At 53.6% G+C, this 17,691-nt stretch carries 19 protein-coding genes; 11 read left to right on the top strand and 8 right to left on the bottom strand.

The window, feature by feature from the left end; translation table 11 throughout:
* Positions 1-7 precede the first annotated feature (7 nt).
* Positions 8-619: a fasciclin domain-containing protein gene (locus J4E05_RS06855; protein ID WP_246832888.1), complete on the bottom strand. Its 612-nt coding sequence runs from the start codon at positions 617-619 to the stop codon at positions 8-10.
* Between the two features lie 405 nt (positions 620-1,024).
* Here J4E05_RS06855 and rpsD point away from each other — a divergent pair, with 405 nt between their 5' ends.
* Positions 1,025-1,642, top strand: a complete 618-nt coding sequence (gene rpsD, locus J4E05_RS06850; protein ID WP_085589608.1) for a 30S ribosomal protein S4 — start codon at positions 1,025-1,027, stop codon at positions 1,640-1,642.
* Between the two features lie 192 nt (positions 1,643-1,834).
* A complete protein-coding gene (locus J4E05_RS06845; protein WP_349593662.1) occupies positions 1,835-2,299 on the top strand; it encodes a PACE efflux transporter in 465 nt (154 codons plus the stop codon).
* Between the two features lie 80 nt (positions 2,300-2,379).
* Here the strand turns inward: J4E05_RS06845 and grxD are convergent, their stop codons facing one another.
* From grxD to J4E05_RS06830, 3 genes are all read right to left on the bottom strand, one after another.
* On the bottom strand, positions 2,380-2,715 hold the full coding sequence (gene grxD, locus J4E05_RS06840; protein WP_085589612.1) for a Grx4 family monothiol glutaredoxin: 336 nt from the start codon (positions 2,713-2,715) through the stop codon (positions 2,380-2,382).
* A 94-nt stretch (positions 2,716-2,809) separates the two neighbouring features.
* Positions 2,810-3,718: an EamA family transporter RarD gene (gene rarD, locus J4E05_RS06835; RefSeq protein WP_085589614.1), complete on the bottom strand. Its 909-nt coding sequence runs from the start codon at positions 3,716-3,718 to the stop codon at positions 2,810-2,812.
* A 111-nt stretch (positions 3,719-3,829) separates the two neighbouring features.
* Positions 3,830-4,063 carry a BolA family protein gene (locus J4E05_RS06830; RefSeq protein ID WP_085589616.1) on the bottom strand — a complete coding sequence of 78 codons (234 nt, stop codon included), beginning with the start codon at positions 4,061-4,063 and terminating at the stop codon, positions 3,830-3,832.
* 359 nt (positions 4,064-4,422) lie between these two features.
* On the opposite strand from J4E05_RS06830, the gene J4E05_RS06825 reads away from it, so the two are divergent.
* From J4E05_RS06825 to J4E05_RS06815, 3 genes are all read left to right on the top strand, one after another.
* Positions 4,423-4,947: a glyoxalase superfamily protein gene (locus J4E05_RS06825; RefSeq protein WP_349593658.1), complete on the top strand. Its 525-nt coding sequence runs from the start codon at positions 4,423-4,425 to the stop codon at positions 4,945-4,947.
* A gap of 17 nt (positions 4,948-4,964) precedes the next feature.
* Positions 4,965-5,435, top strand: coding sequence for a GIY-YIG nuclease family protein (locus J4E05_RS06820; protein ID WP_349593655.1), 471 nt, complete (start codon positions 4,965-4,967; stop codon positions 5,433-5,435).
* Between the two features lie 185 nt (positions 5,436-5,620).
* Complete coding sequence (locus J4E05_RS06815) at positions 5,621-6,838, top strand: AraC family transcriptional regulator (RefSeq protein WP_349593652.1); 1,218 nt, start codon at positions 5,621-5,623, stop codon at positions 6,836-6,838.
* Between the two features lie 183 nt (positions 6,839-7,021).
* On the opposite strand, the gene J4E05_RS06810 is transcribed toward J4E05_RS06815, so the two are convergent.
* Entirely contained in the window at positions 7,022-7,945 is a 924-nt protein-coding gene (locus J4E05_RS06810; protein WP_349593649.1) for a LysR family transcriptional regulator, read from the bottom strand.
* 103 nt (positions 7,946-8,048) lie between these two features.
* On the opposite strand from J4E05_RS06810, the gene J4E05_RS06805 reads away from it, so the two are divergent.
* Positions 8,049-8,846, top strand: a complete 798-nt coding sequence (locus J4E05_RS06805) for a phytanoyl-CoA dioxygenase family protein (protein WP_349593647.1) — start codon at positions 8,049-8,051, stop codon at positions 8,844-8,846.
* A gap of 46 nt (positions 8,847-8,892) precedes the next feature.
* On the opposite strand, the gene moaA is transcribed toward J4E05_RS06805, so the two are convergent.
* From moaA to J4E05_RS06790, 3 genes are all read right to left on the bottom strand, one after another.
* Positions 8,893-9,891, bottom strand: coding sequence for a GTP 3',8-cyclase MoaA (moaA, locus tag J4E05_RS06800; protein WP_349593644.1), 999 nt, complete (start codon positions 9,889-9,891; stop codon positions 8,893-8,895).
* A 120-nt stretch (positions 9,892-10,011) separates the two neighbouring features.
* A complete protein-coding gene (locus J4E05_RS06795; RefSeq protein ID WP_085589632.1) occupies positions 10,012-10,863 on the bottom strand; it encodes a hypothetical protein in 852 nt (283 codons plus the stop codon).
* A 115-nt stretch (positions 10,864-10,978) separates the two neighbouring features.
* Positions 10,979-11,164, bottom strand: a complete 186-nt coding sequence (locus J4E05_RS06790) for a DUF3553 domain-containing protein (protein ID WP_085589870.1) — start codon at positions 11,162-11,164, stop codon at positions 10,979-10,981.
* A 331-nt stretch (positions 11,165-11,495) separates the two neighbouring features.
* Between J4E05_RS06790 and J4E05_RS06785 the strand changes: the two genes are divergently transcribed.
* The 5 genes from J4E05_RS06785 (at position 11,496) to J4E05_RS06765 (ending at position 17,690) form a co-directional block, all read left to right on the top strand.
* Positions 11,496-12,107 carry a histidine phosphotransferase family protein gene (locus tag J4E05_RS06785; protein WP_349593641.1) on the top strand — a complete coding sequence of 204 codons (612 nt, stop codon included), beginning with the start codon at positions 11,496-11,498 and terminating at the stop codon, positions 12,105-12,107.
* A 154-nt stretch (positions 12,108-12,261) separates the two neighbouring features.
* On the top strand, positions 12,262-14,928 hold the full coding sequence (locus J4E05_RS06780) for a hybrid sensor histidine kinase/response regulator (RefSeq protein WP_085589636.1): 2,667 nt from the start codon (positions 12,262-12,264) through the stop codon (positions 14,926-14,928).
* Positions 14,929-14,945: 17 nt separating this feature from the next.
* Positions 14,946-15,452 (top strand): chemotaxis protein CheW, encoded by a 507-nt coding sequence (locus J4E05_RS06775; RefSeq protein ID WP_085589638.1) that lies wholly within the window; start codon positions 14,946-14,948, stop codon positions 15,450-15,452.
* 89 nt (positions 15,453-15,541) lie between these two features.
* Complete coding sequence (locus J4E05_RS06770; RefSeq protein WP_085589640.1) at positions 15,542-15,907, top strand: response regulator; 366 nt, start codon at positions 15,542-15,544, stop codon at positions 15,905-15,907.
* Between the two features lie 58 nt (positions 15,908-15,965).
* A complete protein-coding gene (locus J4E05_RS06765; RefSeq protein ID WP_349593638.1) occupies positions 15,966-17,690 on the top strand; it encodes a chemotaxis protein CheB in 1,725 nt (574 codons plus the stop codon).
* Position 17,691: the final 1 nt, after the last annotated feature.

The following is a 17,691-nucleotide window of genomic DNA, read 5'->3' as shown; positions in this document are numbered from 1 at the left end:
TGCCAGCCTAGTTTGGCATTAACACGGTATCGACCACATGGATCACGCCGTTCGACTGCATGACATTGGCCGTGGTAACTTTTGACCAGTTGCCTTTTTCATCGACGATATAAAGCGCACCGTCTTTCATTTCGGCGGTAATGGTGCCGCCTTCAACGGTGGTCATTTTATACATGCCACCCATCATCATGGCTTTTTCCATCAGGTCCTTGGCGGTCAGTGTGCCCGGCACCACGTGATAGGTCAGGATTTTGGTCAGGGTCGGTTTGTTTTCCGGCTTTAACAGGGTGTCGACGGTGCCAGCGGGAAGTTTGTCAAAGGCGTCGTTGGTGGGGGCAAATACCGTGAACGGGCCGGGGCCAGACAGGGTATCAACCAGGCCCGCCGCTTTGACAGCAGCAACCAGGGTTGTGTGGTCTTTGGAATTGACCGCGTTTTCAATGATGTTTTTTGACGGATACATCGGCGCACCGCCCACCATCACCACATGTTTTTCGGGGGTCATGGCGGTGTTGGACTTCATCATGTCGTCTTTGTTCGCGTGCATGTCAGATGAACACGCACCCAGCGCAAGTGCCATTGTCGCGGATGCAATTACCATCATGGAACGAAATTTCATGGTCTCGATGTCCTAAGCTCGTTCGTTCGCGGCTTGTCTTTTTTTATCCTGCGTGTTTCGCCGCGTAACTTCATTATTGTCAAAACGGGTCCCAAGAGCTGATCCGGTTTGAACACGCATGGTAAAAATTGTTACGCGGCGACGGGCGAACTGGATTGGAACTTTTGACAAAAAAGTGCAGGGTGCTTCTGCGATGCCGGAAAACGACCGGAAAAAAGATGCACTCAATCGACCAGACAGGCTGGTTTTCTGCGGTTTCCGTTTGACTCGTGCGGATTCATCTCTATATTGCGCCTCACTTCCGAGAAAGCGGGTCGCGGCAAGGTTCTGCGTCCCCGTTCTGCAAACAGCCTGTTTGCAGAAACTATCGGGACAACAAAGCACTTTTAAAAAAGCGAGTTTACAATGTCGAAACGTATTGCTGCCAAGCATAAAATTGACCGCCGCCTTGGTGTAAACCTTTGGGGCCGTTCCAAATCGCCGCTGAACAAGCGCGAATATGCTCCGGGCATGCACGGCGCAACCCGCCGTAAAAAACCGACCGATTATGGTATCCAGCTGTTCGCCAAACAGCAGCTTAAAGGCTACTATGGTTCGATCTCGGAAAAACAGTTCCTGCGTTATTTCAAAGAAGCATCGCGTCGCCCGGGTGATACCTCGGAAACCCTGATCGGGATTCTCGAAACCCGTCTGGACGCTGTTGTCTATCGTATGAAATTCGTTCCGACCGTGTTTGCTTCACGTCAGTTCGTGAACCATGGCCACGTCCTGGTCAATGGCAAGAAGGTCACCATTCCTTCTTACCTGGTCAAGGAAGGCGACGTTGTTGAAGTCAAATCGGCTTCACGCGAAATCCCGATGGTTATGGAAGCTGCAACCCTGGCAGAACGTGACATTCCCGAATATCTCGAAGTTGACCCGAAAGCCTTCAAAGGTACTTTCGTTCGCGTCCCGAAATTCGCCGAAGTCCCGTACCCGGTTCAGATGCAGCCGAGTCTGGTTGTCGAATTCTATTCGCGTTAATCTGTTTTACAGGTTTCGCCGAATACAAAAAGAAACGCTCGCTGTTTTCAGCGGGCGTTTTTTTGTGCCGGTTATTTGATGGTGTTTGATCCATCAGATATGTTCGGGCAAAATGACATATCAAAACGAGGACGACCTCGCCCGGTTCGGGTTTTATATGTTCGGGACGACCCGATAAGATAAGAGGTCGCCATGCGCACGACACTTGACCGTATCCGTCATACTCTCAGCTTTGAAATTATCGGCCTTGCCATTGTTGCCCCGCTGGGCACGTGGGCGTTTGACATGCCAATCCATGATATTGGTGTGGTGGCCCTGTTTAGTGCCGTTCTGGCAGCGGCGTGGAACTATGTTTTCAATGTGCTGTTTGACCGCAGCATGATTGCGCTATGGGGCAATGTTCACAAAACAGTACCGTTGCGCGTGGCACATGCGGTTTTGTTCGAGGCGGGCTTGCTGGTTGTTTTAATGCCGCTGATCGCCTGGTATCTGCATGTCAGCCTGTTGCAGGCTTTTATGATGGATGTATCATTTTCGGCGTTTTATCTGGTGTATGCGTTTGTTTTTAACTGGGCCTACGATGTTTTGTTCCCGGTGCCACAAGCCCCTTGCAAGAACGGAAAGCAGGCGGGCAACGCAGATAGTACCAACTGGTAAAACCCGTAAGGACCCAATAAAAAACACGCCCGCGATGTAACGCCGGGCGTGTTTTATAAATCAGATTCGTAACGCGAAAATCAGGCTGCTGCAGCAACGCCTTTTTCACGCATATGCTGGCCCAGTTCACCATTGGCAAACATTTCGCGAATGATATCGCAGCCGCCAACAAATTCGCCTTTGACGTAAAGCTGGGGAATGGTCGGCCAGTTCGAGAAATCCTTGATTCCCTGACGGATGGCCGGATCGACCAGAACGTTCACGTCCTTGAACGGAACGCCAAGTTCGGCCAGAACCTGCACAACGGCGGCAGAAAAGCCGCATTGCGGGAACATGGATGTCCCTTTCATGAACAGAACGACGTCGTTTTCGTCGATATCCTTCTGGATGCGGTCAAAAACCGGATTTTCGGACATTGCGGGTATCCTTGACTGTGATAATTGCGGTACTGCGCACGACCGCCGATATAAATGTTTCTGGTCGAAGATATGGCGCTCTGTGGCGTTTATGTCAACTGTTGGCGCGCAACCGGCGAGCAGTTCGCAAATTGTCCCATGTAAACAGCGCCAGACCACACCAGACAAAAATATATGTAATCAGATGTGCATGGGTAAAGTTTTCGCCAAACAGCAAAACGGCGACAACCAGCTGCAGGGTCGGGTTTATATATTGCATTAATCCCAGCGCCCCGAATTTCATGTTGCGCGCGGCAAAGGCAAACATCACCAGCGGCACGGTTGTCATAACCCCCAAACCGATCAGCAGGGCGTCATGGCCTGGCCCGGTATGAAGAAACGCCATTTCGCCGTTGCTTTGCAACCAGCCCAGATAAATCAGGGCAGCGGGTAGCAGCGTCAGGCATTCAACAAACAGCCCGGCAATCGGGTCGGCGGGAATCATTTTACGCAGCAGGCCATAAAAGCCAAACAGGAACGCCAGGCTAAGGGCGATCCAGGGCAGGGTGCCAAAAAAGATCAGCAGGTTCAAAACCCCGGCAGAAACAATAACGACCGATAAAATCTGGATGCGGTTAAGTTTTTCATTGAGAAAAATCCGCCCTAATACCAGCATGATCAACGGCATGATGTAATAGCCAAGGCTGGCTTCTAGCGCATGTCCATGATTGACCGACCAGATATAAATCAGCCAGTTACCGGCAATCAGCAAGCTTGTAATAAATAACAACCCCATCGTGCGGGCCGAACGCAACAGGGTCATCAATGCCGGTTTGCGGCCCAGCGCAAAAATCAGGATCAGGGTTAAAATGGCGGACCACAGGATACGGTGGCTGAGGATTTCCATCGCATCGGCAAAGCCGACCGCATGAAAATAGGCACCCGCGACCCCCCAGGTAATAAAGGCAAACAGGCCGGCCAGTGGACCTGCCCCGATCAGGGCTGGTTTGTTCGCGTTCGACATATCAGGTGAACCAGGGTCAGTTATTGGGGCGTAATCTGGCCCCGGAAACCGGGTGCGTCCGCCCGGTTAAAGGCGGCGCATCGGGCAGGATTTCCGAAAACGAAACGGATTTTATTCAGGAACCGAGGTTTGCAGCGCCAGAGCGTGCAATTCGTCGCCCATTTTACCCTTCAGGGCCGAATACACCATTTGATGCTGGATCACGCGGGTTTTGCCACGAAATGCCTCGGAGACAACCATCGCAGCATAATGATCACCGTCGCCGCGCAAATCCTCGATTCGCACCTGCGCATCGGGAAGGGCTTCCTTGATCATGCTTTCAATTTCGTGGGCTGCCATCGCCATGTGTATCATCCTTTCTGGGGCAAATCCTGTGGCCCGTGCGGGTGGGCGGATTTGCCAATAAATCATTGTTGGTTCTGGTATATGTTGCGCCACCGGGGCTGTCAATCAAGGCGGGCGGGTTGAATGGTTTTGCGGGCATGTCGCGCCATTGACGGGTGAAGGCCCGGCGCGTTTGCAGCCAGATATGCGCCATCGGGGCATCATTGCGTTGAATTTTGCCAATCTTTGCGCTATTGCCTTTATCGGCCTTGCAACAGCCAGCCGTTCGCGCCCGCAAGGGAAGGTGAATGTTGCATTTGAAAATTATCGGTTCCGCGTCGGACCGGCAATGCGAACACCCGGCCTCCTGTCAGGAGACGATGATGCGTTTACAAAACCCGGTCGAACAAACCCCGCCTGACCAGCCGATGATGAAGCCCGCAGACGGGACTCCGAAAAACTTTTCCAATGATGCAGCTGATGGACTAAAGGCCCAGGCCAAACGCTTGCGTGCCGCCCTGGCAAACCGGGATGTGATGGTGTCGCACGCCGGTAGCCTGGAGCTGATGGCCCAAAGTTATGGCTTTCGCGACTGGAATACCGCCCTTGCCATGACGCGGCGTAATTCCATGGCAATCAGTATTGAAGATCTTGGCATTGGCAAACGCTTTGCCGGGTCTTATCTGGGCCATGCCGTATCGGGCAAAATACTGGGATTAACCCGTACACCTGTCGGTGGCGTGTATCGGATCGAGGTGCACCTTGACCATGCTGTGGATGTGGTGGCCTCGAAACATTTTAGTGGCTTTCGCCAGCGTATAGCTGCGCGGATCAACAAGGATTGTGAACCGGTTCTGGCATCGGGCCAGCGTGGCCCCGGCCTGTCGGTTGATTTGTTGTTATAGCGCGGCCAACCTTGCGAATGCTGCTTTTACCCACCATTGATGACCAAACCCTCCGGCTGCTGCCCAAAGCAGCCGGAGCCTATATTTTGCACATTGATGTGAAAGCCGATGTTGCCCTGACCCGGCACCGGTTTGCCGGAAAGGTTATTAAACAGGGGACATATTTTTATTGTGGAAGTGCGCGCGGCGCTGGTGGCATTGCTGCGCGGGTCAAACGTCATTGTGCCAGCGATAAAAAGCCGCACTGGCATATCGATGCCCTGACAATAATGCCGGTTGGCAAGGTTATGTCGGTTTTGGCAGTGCCGAACGGCAATGAATGCGATTTATGCCGCTGGTTACGTGAACAGTTTTTACTTTCGGTTCCTGTTCCCGGTTTTGGCAGTTCTGACTGTGCGGTGTGCCCGGCACATTTGCTGGCAGTGCCAGGCGAGCCTTTAAGGGCGGTTAGCCTGTTGAACAGCGTCAAAAACACTGCTTTCGTTTGAACGAAATGGAAAATGTTCGATGTTGTCTTATGGTGTTCCCTGTTTATGATCATTGCGTATGGTTTGTATCTGTTCGTAAGGGATACGTATGGATGGAACTGCGAGAATGGCGCTGTGCTGAAGGTTTGTTTCCCGGATCATTTTGCGCTTTCGGGTGGCGTTTTAATTTCTGTTAGGCCGGATAGATGCTTGAACTGAAAGGTGTCGCCCTGCTGATTATCGCTATCGTCGGGATCGGCCATGCGCTTTTTTTGATATTATTGCTGCTTCAGGAAGGGAAACGTGCCTTTCGGGCCAATCGCTGGCTGATATTTTTTGCAGCGGTCGTTTGTGTTGTTTTTGTTGATAAAGTTCTCGACGTTTTCCTGTCTCCATTGACACGTTTGTACCTTGCCCCTTTATTTTCGCCGTTTGTTTTTGCCTCCCTTCCGGCAATTTATTTATATTTCCGCGAAATTTCAGGTCGTCCTGTGCTGCAACCGGCCCGGCATTTTGCCGTTGTTTTGTGTGTCGGCGTTGGCATCGCGGCCATTGCCTGGCTGGTTTCCACCAATGTCGAGGCCAACCACCTGTTGCTGACAGAACAGGGACTGGGGTTTAAGTGGCAGGCCCCTGTCGCCGTAACGGCGTTGCTGTTGTTAATGATTACTGTGTATTGCGCGCAATTTGTTGCCTATATGATTGCGATATGGCGGACCTGTCTGGTGTATCACAGGCAGGTGCAGCAGCAATTCGGACTGGACGGGGCAGTATTACGCAACTGGACTTTCGAGTTGCTTGTTGAAACAAGCGTTATTTTTGTAATTTATACAGCGATTAACCTGTTTGATATCTTTGTATTCAGAAGCGAATGGCTGATTATTATTGCTCATTGCGGTTTTGTTTTGGTCTTCTTTCGTATCAGCCATGTTATCGCAACCAACCCTGCTCTTTTTGTCGAGGCAGCTGTGTCGGGCGGTTATGGAGCCCCGGACAAAGAAGTTGTGCCGACGGATGATGTGGCGGGAAGCACTGCAACAGCCCGCAATTTGGTAGATGAAGATGAAGTCCGGCGTATTTGTCGACGGCTCGATCAGGTCGTTACGCGGGACGAGGTCATATTTGATCCCCTCCTTTCGATGCCCAAACTGGCCCAAATTGTCGGCGTGACACCCAATCAGCTTTCCTTCGTCCTAAATCGCTATATTGGGAAAAGCTTTTTTGATTTTGTTAATTCTGTGCGTATCGATCACGCATTGCGCTTGCTGGTCGAGGAGCCTGATCGGCAGGTTCTTGATATCGCCATCAGCATCGGATTCAATTCAAAATCAACTTTCAATCTGGCTTTTAAAAAGATCACGGGGACAACGCCGTCCGCCTATCGGGCCGAGAATATGGCGAAAGACGTTGCACAGATCATTTGACCCGGTGAAAAAGCACAGCAGATTTTGCTTATCTATCCGGCCCCCCTGTGGAAGATGGGGGAGGCGTGCCATGCCATGGCACGCCACCGTGAAGTGATTGGTAAGGGCCTGGCGACCCGCTCGTCGATCAGGGATGTATTGATCGGTTTTGAGTAACGCCGTTTGATATGACCGCCGGATATTTTAAGGATTTAGCCGTTCCGCCTGATTTTTCTCGGTGAAAACACGGCAAATTATGTGATGGGCACTGTTTGCTGCCGCTAGCTCGGGCAGGTGATTGCTGCGTGCAAGAATGACAGGCTCAATCGCGGTTTGATCGCTGATTTTTCGGGTAACAACACGATTTCCATCATAGGAAAAATCGCCAGGTGGCAGGGTATAGGCAATGCCTATTCCTTCGCCGTTGGCCGCAAGGCTGCGCATGACCTCCAGTGAATGTACCCGGTGCGCCACTTTGGGGTTATGGCCGCCCTGGCGAAACAGATTAAGCATATGGCGGACAGATAACCCTTCTTCAAACAGAATAAGCTGTTCGGTCGCGAGATCAGCAAAGCTAAGGGTCGGTTGCCGGGCAAGTGCGGCCTCGGCTGCCATAAAGGCGTGCGGTGAAACCGCTTTCAGTCGTGTTTTATCGAAATTGGCGTCCAGCCCAAGGTCGTAGGTAATTGCAAGGTCAATCTGGCCTTCGCGCATGTGGCGCGCCAGATTTTCAAAGTCATAAATGCGCCAGCGAAGAACGACATCTGGCAAGCCCTGGCGGAGGGCCTTTAAAACCGGTGCCAGATAAAGGGGGGCTAAATCTTCAAAGCAGCCCAGTGTCAGTGTGCCATTCACAATGCGCGATAAGGATGCCGGGTCTTCCAGCCGTTGGGCCTGTATTAAAAGGGCTTCGGCCTCGGTAATATAGGTGCGGGCAAAGGCGGTTAAGGTAATCGGGCTTCCCTTGCGGCGATTAAACAGCTTTTGGCCCAGCCTTTTTTCCACCACGCTTAGGGCAACAGACAGGGCCGGTTGCGAAACATGCAGGTTTTGCGCTGCCTGTGCCAGGCTTCCGGCGCGGGCAACGGCCACCACATATTCGATCTGACGCAAGGTTAAATATAACATCAGACTAATTCTAACTTTAGAATGTATTATTGGAAGTTATTTTTGGGGTAGGGCAAATTTCTGGCATTGCAAGTACCCAAATTGCCAGACAGGAGCTTTCGCCATGGTTCATCCCCTTGTATCCCCAGCCGATATTGAAGCCTGGCAGCGCGACGGTGTTGTTTTGATCCGGGGGCTGTTTGCCAACCATGTTGATCAGCTGGCCGCAGGCATTGAAACTAACATGAGACAACCTGGTCCCTATGCTGCTGAAAACCTGAAAGCGGGCGAAGGGGGCCGGTTTTTTGATGATTATTGTAACTGGCAGCGTATTGGCGAATTTGAACAGGTGATCCGCCAGTCGGCACTGGGCGAGGTTGCCGCAGATTTGATGGGGTCGCAAGCCGTTCAGCTGTTTCACGATCATGTGCTGGTCAAGGAACCGGGCACGTCCAAGCCGACCCCGTGGCATCAGGACAGCCCGTATTATTTTCTCGAGGGGGAGCAGACGATCAGTTTCTGGTCGCCGCTGGACCCGGTGCGCGAGGCATCCTTGCGCTGTGTTGCCGGGTCGCATAAATGGCCGCGCGCCGTGTTGCCAACCCGGTGGTTGTCAGAACAAAGTTTTTATCCCAACGAAAATGATTATATGCCGGTGCCGGACCCGGATGCCGAAGGCATGGAAATTCGCGAATGGCATATGGCACCGGGCGATGCCGTCGCCTTTGATTTTCGCATTTTGCACGGCGCACGCGGCAATTTGACGGGTAACCGCCGCCGGGCCTTTTCAGTACGGCTGGTGGGCGATGATGCCCGCTATGTTGAACGGCCCGGTCCCACATCACCGCCGTTTCCCGGCCATGACATGCAAGCCGGGCAAAAATTGCGCGAGGATTGGTTCCCGGTCATTTTTCAGCGGTGATGTCCCGCGATATTTGAACGGGCCTTATCGCGGCCTATGGGGTGGTTTACCCGCCCGTCATGCTCATATGGCGCGAAACGGCGGGTTTTGCGCCTTTGCGCTCGATCACGAAATCATGGCCCTTGGGTTTAAGCAGCATGGCGCGGTCCAGGGCTTCATCAAGCAATGCCGGGTCGTTTTCACGCAGAATTTCGCGAAGGTCGATATGGTCTTCCTGGCCCAGGCACATATAAAGCGTGCCGGTGCAGGTGATGCGAACCCGGTTGCAGCCTTCGCAAAAATTATGGGTCATGGGCGTGATAAAGCCCAGGCGCCCCCCGGTTTCGGTTACGGAAACATAACGCGCCGGGCCGGGGGTGACATGGTTGCTGGGCACCAGCGTCCAGTCTTTTTCCAGCCGTTCACGCACCACGGTCAGCGGCAGGTAATGGTCGGTCCGGTCGCCATCAATGTCGCCTAGCGGCATGGTTTCGATCAGGCAAAGATCAAAACCTTCCTGCCCGCACCAGGCCAACATGCGTGAAAATTCGTCTTCATTTTGCCCGCGCAGGGCCACGGCATTGATTTTAATGCCGATGCCGGCTTCCTTGGCGGCTTGCAGGCCGGTTAATACCTGTTCCAGGCGGCCACGACGGGTGATTTCGGCAAATTTCTGATGGTCCAGCGTATCGAGCGAAATATTAAGGCGTTTAACCCCGGCCCGTGCCAGATCATCGGCATAGGTGGCAAGCTGGCTGCCATTGGTGGTCAGGGTTAGTTCATCCAGCGCGCCGGATTTTAAATGGCGCGACAAATCGCGGATCAAATCCATGATGCCACGGCGCACCAGCGGTTCGCCGCCGGTCAGGCGCAGTTTGCGCACCCCGCGTGAAATGAAAGCGGTACAAAGCTGATCAAGTTCCTCAAGGCTCAGAACCTGTGATTTTGGCAAAAACGTCATGTTTTCCGACATGCAATAGGTGCAGCGAAAATCACAGCGGTCCGTTACGGAAACCCGTAAATACGAGACATGACGGCCATATTTGTCGATCAGCGGTTTGTGCACGGTTTCACTGCCTGAGTTTTGGATGTTCTGTTTGTTCCCGATACCCTGCATGACAGATAGTGCATGGATGGGGGGACGGGCAAGGCCCGTCTCCTCACTTTTTGCGGAGCAAGGCTGTTATCAGGCCGGCCCGTCATTTTGCCAGGCTGCGGCTTCGCGGTTATGCAGGGCGGCAATGTCGCGATCAAGGTGGGCCATGACGCGGCGTAAAACGGCAACCTTGTCGTGGTCAATCTCGGCAGCCAGCAAGGCCGAGCGTTCCGGGCTGGACAAAATGGTACGTACATCGCGAAACATTGCGTGGATCAGTTTTATAAAATGATCCTCGGTAAATTCCCAACTGGACCCATTGCGATGGATATTGTCGTTTACCAGCTGAATGAACCAGTTTTTGCGTTTCTGGTAATCGGCAAAATGCATGGCCATACGCACAAACACCATCGTGATCTGCTTTGACACCAGCGGATTTGCCGAAAGGTGATCCCAGTAATCGGTGGCATCACGCATTTCGTCTTCTTCGTGGGCGTGGGTGTCGACAATGGCGCGAATTTCAGAATCGATCTGTTCGATGGTATCAGCCCCGACCATCATGCGAATCACCTGAAAAAACGGATGCAGCATTTCGCGCGACAGCGCACCGTGTTCCAGATCACCGGCTTCGCGGCCCTCGAGCAAATGGGCAAAGCGACTGACCAGCAGGCGGCCAAACGGATCATTGCGGATAGACGGGGTGCGTCGCGCATTTGCGGCTGTAACCTCTGTTTCCAGGGCGTGCCATGCATCGTCAAACAGGTTTGGTTGCGCTTTGAGCGACACCAGCGCCTTGTGGATGTCTTCCACACTAATTGCATTGCCCTGGCTGCGGGCCTTGTCGGCCAGCCCGGTGGCAAAACGCTCCAGCACGGCCCAGGCGGCGTCATGGTGGCGTTTTTTAAAGCTGTCCGGGGCCAAAGGCATTTCGCTGATTGTCATTTACAAGGTGTCCGCAATTGTTCGGGGTCATGAAAATGCGATATCGCCGCTAGGGCTTAAGCCGCACTTTTCGCTATTTTATCACATTTTTTCGAAATGCAGGCGCGGAACTCGCCTATTCGTAACCCACGGCAGGTTCGACAATTTCAAGCGCAACGTGCCGGGTGCGAATAATCTGGCGTCCGGCCTCTTCAAAATTAACGGCAAGCCTGTCGCCATCAACCGCCTGAATGCGGCCAAGGCCCCAATCGGGCTGTGACGGGTGACGGACAATGGTGCCTGGTGTCAGAAGAAAATCCATAAAAACTGCGATCCCAACCATTAACGATGTTTATCAGGTGCCGGGTCGGGGCGAATTTTGCACCGGCTTGCGAAACCTGCCAACAGGGTGTTCTTTATTAATGTTAAATAAATCTAGCATCGCAAAGCACCGCTGACAAAGGGCGAAAAATATCATTCTGTCGAATTGCCATACGTGCAGATGCGATTTTGCCCTATCATCTAAATAAGGTTTTAATACCTGTTTTGCACATTAGGGTCCGGATGACGGTCATAACGGGTGTGATCCGGTTTTTTTATGTGGGGATGCGGTTTCAGGGGAAGCCGCACCATCAGAATCTGGAGCAAGGTGCATGCAACAGGACAGGCAGCTAGAGCTTATCCTGATAGAACTTATCAGCTCGCGTATTTGTCACGATCTGGTTGGCCCGGTTGGCGCGGTAAACGCCGGGGCCGAACTGATGGAAGAGGCGGGCGGAACAGACGACGAAGCCCTGGGCCTGATGCGACGCAGTGGACAGGAGGCCCAGCGCCGCCTGCAACTGTTTCGACTGGCTTATGGCCGGGCAGGCAACAGTGTTGATGCATCAACAATGCATAAAACAGTGATGCAGGCCTATGACGCGGATGGCAAGGTGACGCTGGACTGGGCGGATCACCGCGATATTGATGCCGTAACGGGCAGGGTTGTTTTGAACATGATCATGATGGCCCGCGAGGCCCTGCCATTTGGCGGTGATATTTCTGTTCAATGCGACTCCGACAGGAATATTCGCGTTCGCGCACAGGGAAAACGCGCAGCGATCAGACCGGAAATTGAAAAGGTGCTGTCAGGCCCGGTGGACCCGCAAGACCTTGATCCAAGGAACATTCAGGGCTTTTTTGCCCGGAACCTAGCTGAAAGATTAGGGAAGCGTCTGGTGGTAGAGGCAGAAGAAAATTCAGTCACTTTGATCTATGTTTAAAAAAATTGCCGTGCCAGTATAGTAAAACCGTATGCTAGGCTCTACCTACATGGTAGCTCTCGTGTAAGACGAGCAGAATTGAGTGGGCAGATTTGATGCGGTTGACGTCCCGGGTCCGGTGATGGTCTGATTGCCGGCATTGTGGAGGGGGTATATGGACGATCTTTTAAGTGAATTTTTGACCGAAACTTCGGAAAGTCTTTCAACGCTGGACGTTGAACTGGTGAAACTTGAGCAGAACCCGAACGATCCTGATATTCTGTCGAATATCTTTCGTCTGGTTCATACCATCAAGGGAACTTGCGGCTTTTTGGGGTTGCCGCGTCTTGAAGCTGTTGCCCATGCAGGTGAAAACGTGCTGGGTAAAATTCGCGATGGCGAACTGATCGTGACCCCTGACGCCGTGACGCTGGTTCTTGAATCGATCGACACGATTAAATATCTGTTGAGCGAACTTGAAACCAACGAAACGGAACCGGAAGGCAACGACGCCGATCTCATCGCCCGGTTGAACCATTTTGCCGATACCGGCACATTGCCTGCTGCCGGGGCTGCCATGCCCAAGGCCGCAGCAAGCACGCCGCCGCCTCGGCCTGAAATTTTCCTGTCGCCCGAGACAGAGCCGGAAGTAACCCCTGAACCAGAGCCGGAGCCCGAAGAGCCCAAGGCTCCTGCGGCAGCGGCCAAACCGCCATCAGCCCCGAAATCGCAGGCTGTTCAGGCGGCTGCACCCGCACAGGATGCCGGTGCCAAGGCCGACCCGCATGCGCGGAACGAAGCCAAGGAAAGCACGGTTGCGGCACAGACCATTCGTGTGAATGTCGAATTGCTTGAAAACCTGATGACACTGGTTTCCGAACTGGTGCTGACGCGGAACCAGCTGTTGCAGATGGTACGTGGCAAGGATGACAGCGAATTTACCGTGCCGTTGCAGCGTTTGTCGCACATCACCACCGACCTTCAGGAAGGTGTGATGAAAACCCGTATGCAGCCGATTGGCAATGCATGGGCCAAACTGCCGCGTATTGTTCGCGATCTGGCCCTTGAAATGGGCAAAAAAATCGATCTGCAAATGATTGGTGCCGATACCGAACTGGACCGTCAGGTTCTTGAACTGATCAAGGATCCGCTGACGCACATGGTTCGGAACTCTGCCGATCATGGCCTGGAAGATATTCAGGGCCGCCGTGATGTTGGCAAGCCTGAAACCGGAACGGTAACCCTGAACGCCTATCATGAAGGCGGTCATATCATTATCGAGATTTCCGATGACGGGCGCGGGTTGAATGTGCCCCGTATCAAGGAAAAGGCGCTTGCCAATGGCATCGTGTCCGAGGGTGAACTGGAAAGCATGTCGGATCAGCAGATCCACCAGTTCATTTTCAAGGCCGGTTTTTCGACTGCGGAAAAGGTTACATCGGTTTCCGGTCGTGGTGTGGGTATGGACGTGGTTCGTACCAACATTGAAAAGATCGGCGGCACGGTCGAACTGAAATCGGTTGAAGGTCGCGGGTCAACTTTCATCATTAAAATTCCGCTGACCCTGGCCATCGTTTCGGCCCTGATCGTTGAAAGTGGCGGCGAACGTTTTGCCATTCCGCAGATCAGCGTTTTGGAACTGGTGCGTGCGTCGAGCAATTCCGAGCATTCGATTGAACGGATCCACGACACGCCGGTTTTGCGCTTGCGCAATCGTCTGTTGCCGCTGGTTACGCTTAAGAAAATTCTTGGTCTGGACGAGGCTGCCGAAAGCGACGTCGATGAAGAAGCCTTCATCGTTGTGGCCCAGGTTGGTACTTACAGCTTCGGTATCATTGTGGATCGCGTTTTTGACACCGAGGAAATCGTGGTCAAGCCGGTGGCACCGATCCTGCGTGATCTGTCGCTGTTCTCGGGCAATACCATTCTGGGTGACGGCAGCGTCATCATGATCCTGGATCCGAACGGCATTGCAACCCGGACCGGTGAAATCACCGTTGGTGGCCAGCAGGGTGTTGAATCCAAGGCCAAATCCGAAAGCACTGATCGCGAAACCACCTCGATGCTGGTGTTCCGTGCCGGTGGGAATGAAGTTCGCGCCGTGCCGCTGGCACTGGTGGCACGACTGGAAGAAATCGATGTGGAAAGCATCGAATATTCCAACGGGCGCCCGCTGGTTCAGTATCGTGGCAAGCTGATGCCGCTGGTCTTTATTGACGGGGCCTATCAGATGAAGTCCGAAGGCCGTCAGCCGACCCTGGTGTTCCAGGATCGTGAACGGACAATGGGGCTTGTCGTCGACGAAATCGTTGATATTGTTGATGATGTTCTAAATGTTGAATTGACAGCCGATCGTGATGGCCTGGTTGGGTCTGCCGTGGTTGACGGCAAGGCAACTGACCTGATCGATGCGGGTTATTATCTTGAACTTGCCTTTAGCGACTGGTTTGGCAAGGAAGAGGCAACGGGCGAGAAGAAAAAAGTGCTGTTGGTTGATGACAGCCCGTTCTTCCGCAATTTGCTGACGCCGATGCTGTCGGTTTCCGGGTTCAAGGTAACGTCGGTTGAAAGTGCCGAACAGGCGATTGAGCTGAAAAACAATGGCGCAACATTTGATGCCATCATCAGCGACATCGAAATGCCTGGCATGAACGGTTTTGAATTTGCCGAAAGCCTGCAAAATGACGAAGCCTGGGGCGAAGTTCCGATTATTGCCCTGTCTTCTCATACCAGCGAAGAGGATTTCGAACGGGGTCGTCGGGCCGGATTTAGCGATTATGTTGCCAAATTTGACCGCGATGCCCTGGTGTCGACCCTGATCCAGACGCTGGCAGCTGTCTAAGTCGAAGGTAAAGTATCATGAGTGACAAAAACGCACTTGTCCCCAGTTCCGATCGCCACTCGGCCCTTGATCTGGGGGGATCAACCAAGGATTTTGTGACGGCGACAATCGGCAAACAGATGTTTGGTATTCCGGTTCTGACCGTTCAGGATGTGCTTGGCCCGCAACGTATTACCCGCATCCCGCTGGCACCGCCGGAAGTGGCCGGTTCGCTGAACCTGCGGGGCCGTATTGTTACCGCGATTGATGTGCGCAAACGTCTTGGCTTGCGCAACAAGGAAGTCGAAGATCCGGGAATGAGCATCGTTGTCGATCAGGGGGGTGAACTTTACAGCCTGATGGTCGATCAGGTCGGTGAAGTTTTAAGCGTGCCGCAAAACGCCTTTGAACGGAACCCGGCCACACTTGATCCGCGCTGGCGGGAATTTTCTGATGGCATCTTTCGTCTGGAAAAGAACTTGCTGGTTATTCTTGATGTGACCCGGTTGCTTGATTTTGCCGGGTCTGTAAAGCAGGCGGGCTGATGTCGGTCTGTTAAAGATGTTCCGGGCGCGCCCGGCGCCCGGATATTGCCGGTCGTGGCTTAACAAATGAAATTGCGAGAAGGAAGTCGATGAAGAGTTGTCTCGTCGTCGATGATTCAAAAGTCATCAGAATGGTGGCACGCCGTATCCTTGAGGAATTGGGATTCGAGGTTGTCGAAGCCGAAGACGGTATGGAAGCGCTTGAAAAGTGTCTTTCCGACATGCCTGACGCGGTGCTGCTAGATTGGAACATGCCGATCAAAAGCGGTATCGAGTTCCTCCGGGATCTGCGTGCAGCACCGGGAGGGGATGAACCCGTTGTTGTATTCTGCACCACGGAAAATGACCTGGAGCATATTCAGGAAGCCATTACCGCCGGGGCGAATGAATACATCATGAAACCCTTTGATAGCGAGATCATCCAGGCCAAGTTTGAACAGGTTGGCCTGATCTGATCCTTGTGGCCGCGACATCATCCGGGGCGTTGCGGCCTTTTGACCAAGCGGGAACATCGTGCCTGTGGAACAAAACCACATCGATCCACCATACAAAGTCCTGATCGTTGATGATTCGGCAATTGTACGCGGCCTTGTTGCGCGTATGTTGCAGGATGATCCCGATATTGAAGTCGTCGGCTCGGTTGCCAACGGGGAAGATGCCCTTGGGGTAATGCAGGACGGTGGCATTGAAACTGTTGTTCTCGATATCGAGATGCCGGTGATGGATGGTCTTACGGCGCTTCCAAAAATCCTGGAGATTGATCCCACCGTGCGTGTGATCATGGCATCCACCTTAACCAAGCGAAACGCCGATATCAGTTTTCGGGCCATGACCCTGGGGGCGGTGGACTATATTCCCAAGCCATCCTCGGCCAAGGACATTAATGTCGGTTCGGGGTTTCGTACCGAACTGATTGACAAGGTCAAGGCGTGGTCGGAACAGCGTCGCAAGATGCTTGAACAGTCGGCCGCGTTTGACGAGGGCGAATTTGACGATATCGCCGACACCGTGGTGGATGCCGCGTCTGTCAGCGGGGATGCGATTGCCCCGGCCGATATGGTCGAAGATGGTGCTGACCACGATTCACACGCTGTCGATGGTGAAAAACCGTTTCGTGCCGAACTGTCGGCGGAACATCAGGTTTTGCAAAAGCCGGGTCGTATTCAGCGTAAGCGCTTTACCGCCGAGTTGCGCCCCCGACCGATGCAGCAACCGATGCGTCCGCAAATGCGGCCGATGCCGGCATCGCCGTTGCGGGATGCCGATGGCACCGGCCATATGCCTGCGCCCCATGCCAAACCCGATGGTAGCCCCATCGTGCGCGACCCGGGCCGCCTGATCGAGGATGCCGCCGTTGCCGCCAAAAAAGCAGCAAGCGGATCCCCTGTTGCCAGTACGATGGGAAAACCCGGGGTCGCGAGCAAGCCTGTCGGCACCCGGCCGGTTTCAACCGCGGCACAGGCATCAGGCGTTAAGGGCGATGCGGCCTCGCTTCGGGGGGCAGGACAAAAACGTGATATTCCCGCACGCGCCCCGGCACCGGTGGCTGCGCGCCCGGCGGATGTCCAGGCAAAGCGTGGCATTGCCACAGGTAACGCCCCGGCCCCCGCACGACGCGGGCGGCATAACCAGGGCCCGATAACCCTGCAACCTGAAAAGCATATCAATGTCGAGGCGATTGCGATTGGCAGCTCGACCGGTGGGCCGCAGGCATTGTTCGAGGTTTTACGTGGTCTGGTCGGGGTGCGTCAGCCGATTTTTATTACCCAGCATATGCCCGCCACCTTTACCACCATTCTGGCCGAACACATTACCCGTTTGACCGGTTTAAAATGCGGCGAAGGTGTGAATGGTGAAAACGTTCAACCCGGCAGGGTTTATTTGGCCCCGGGGGATTACCACATGGTAGTGGAGGGGCGCGGCAATAACCGCCGGGTCGCCCTGAACCAGAATGCGCCGGAAAATTTCTGCCGTCCGTCCGTTGATCCGATGCTGCGCAGTCTCGTCGATAGTTATGGTGGTAATTTGTTAACAATCATCCTGACCGGAATGGGGCAGGATGGTATGCTGGGTGGTCGCAATGTTGTTGGGGCTGGCGGCATGGTGGTGGCCCAGGATGAAGCAACAAGTGTTGTCTGGGGTATGCCCGGGGCTGCGGCCCAGGCCGGAATTTGTACGGCGATACTGCCAATAGGGGGCATTGCCCCTTACGTGAAAAAATTTGCCGGAGGTCGTTAAC

This window comes from Thalassospira sp. NFXS8 (assembly GCF_040148805.1).
Lineage (GTDB): Bacteria > Pseudomonadota > Alphaproteobacteria > Rhodospirillales > Thalassospiraceae > Thalassospira.
This window is presented reverse-complemented; position numbering and strand designations above follow the sequence as displayed.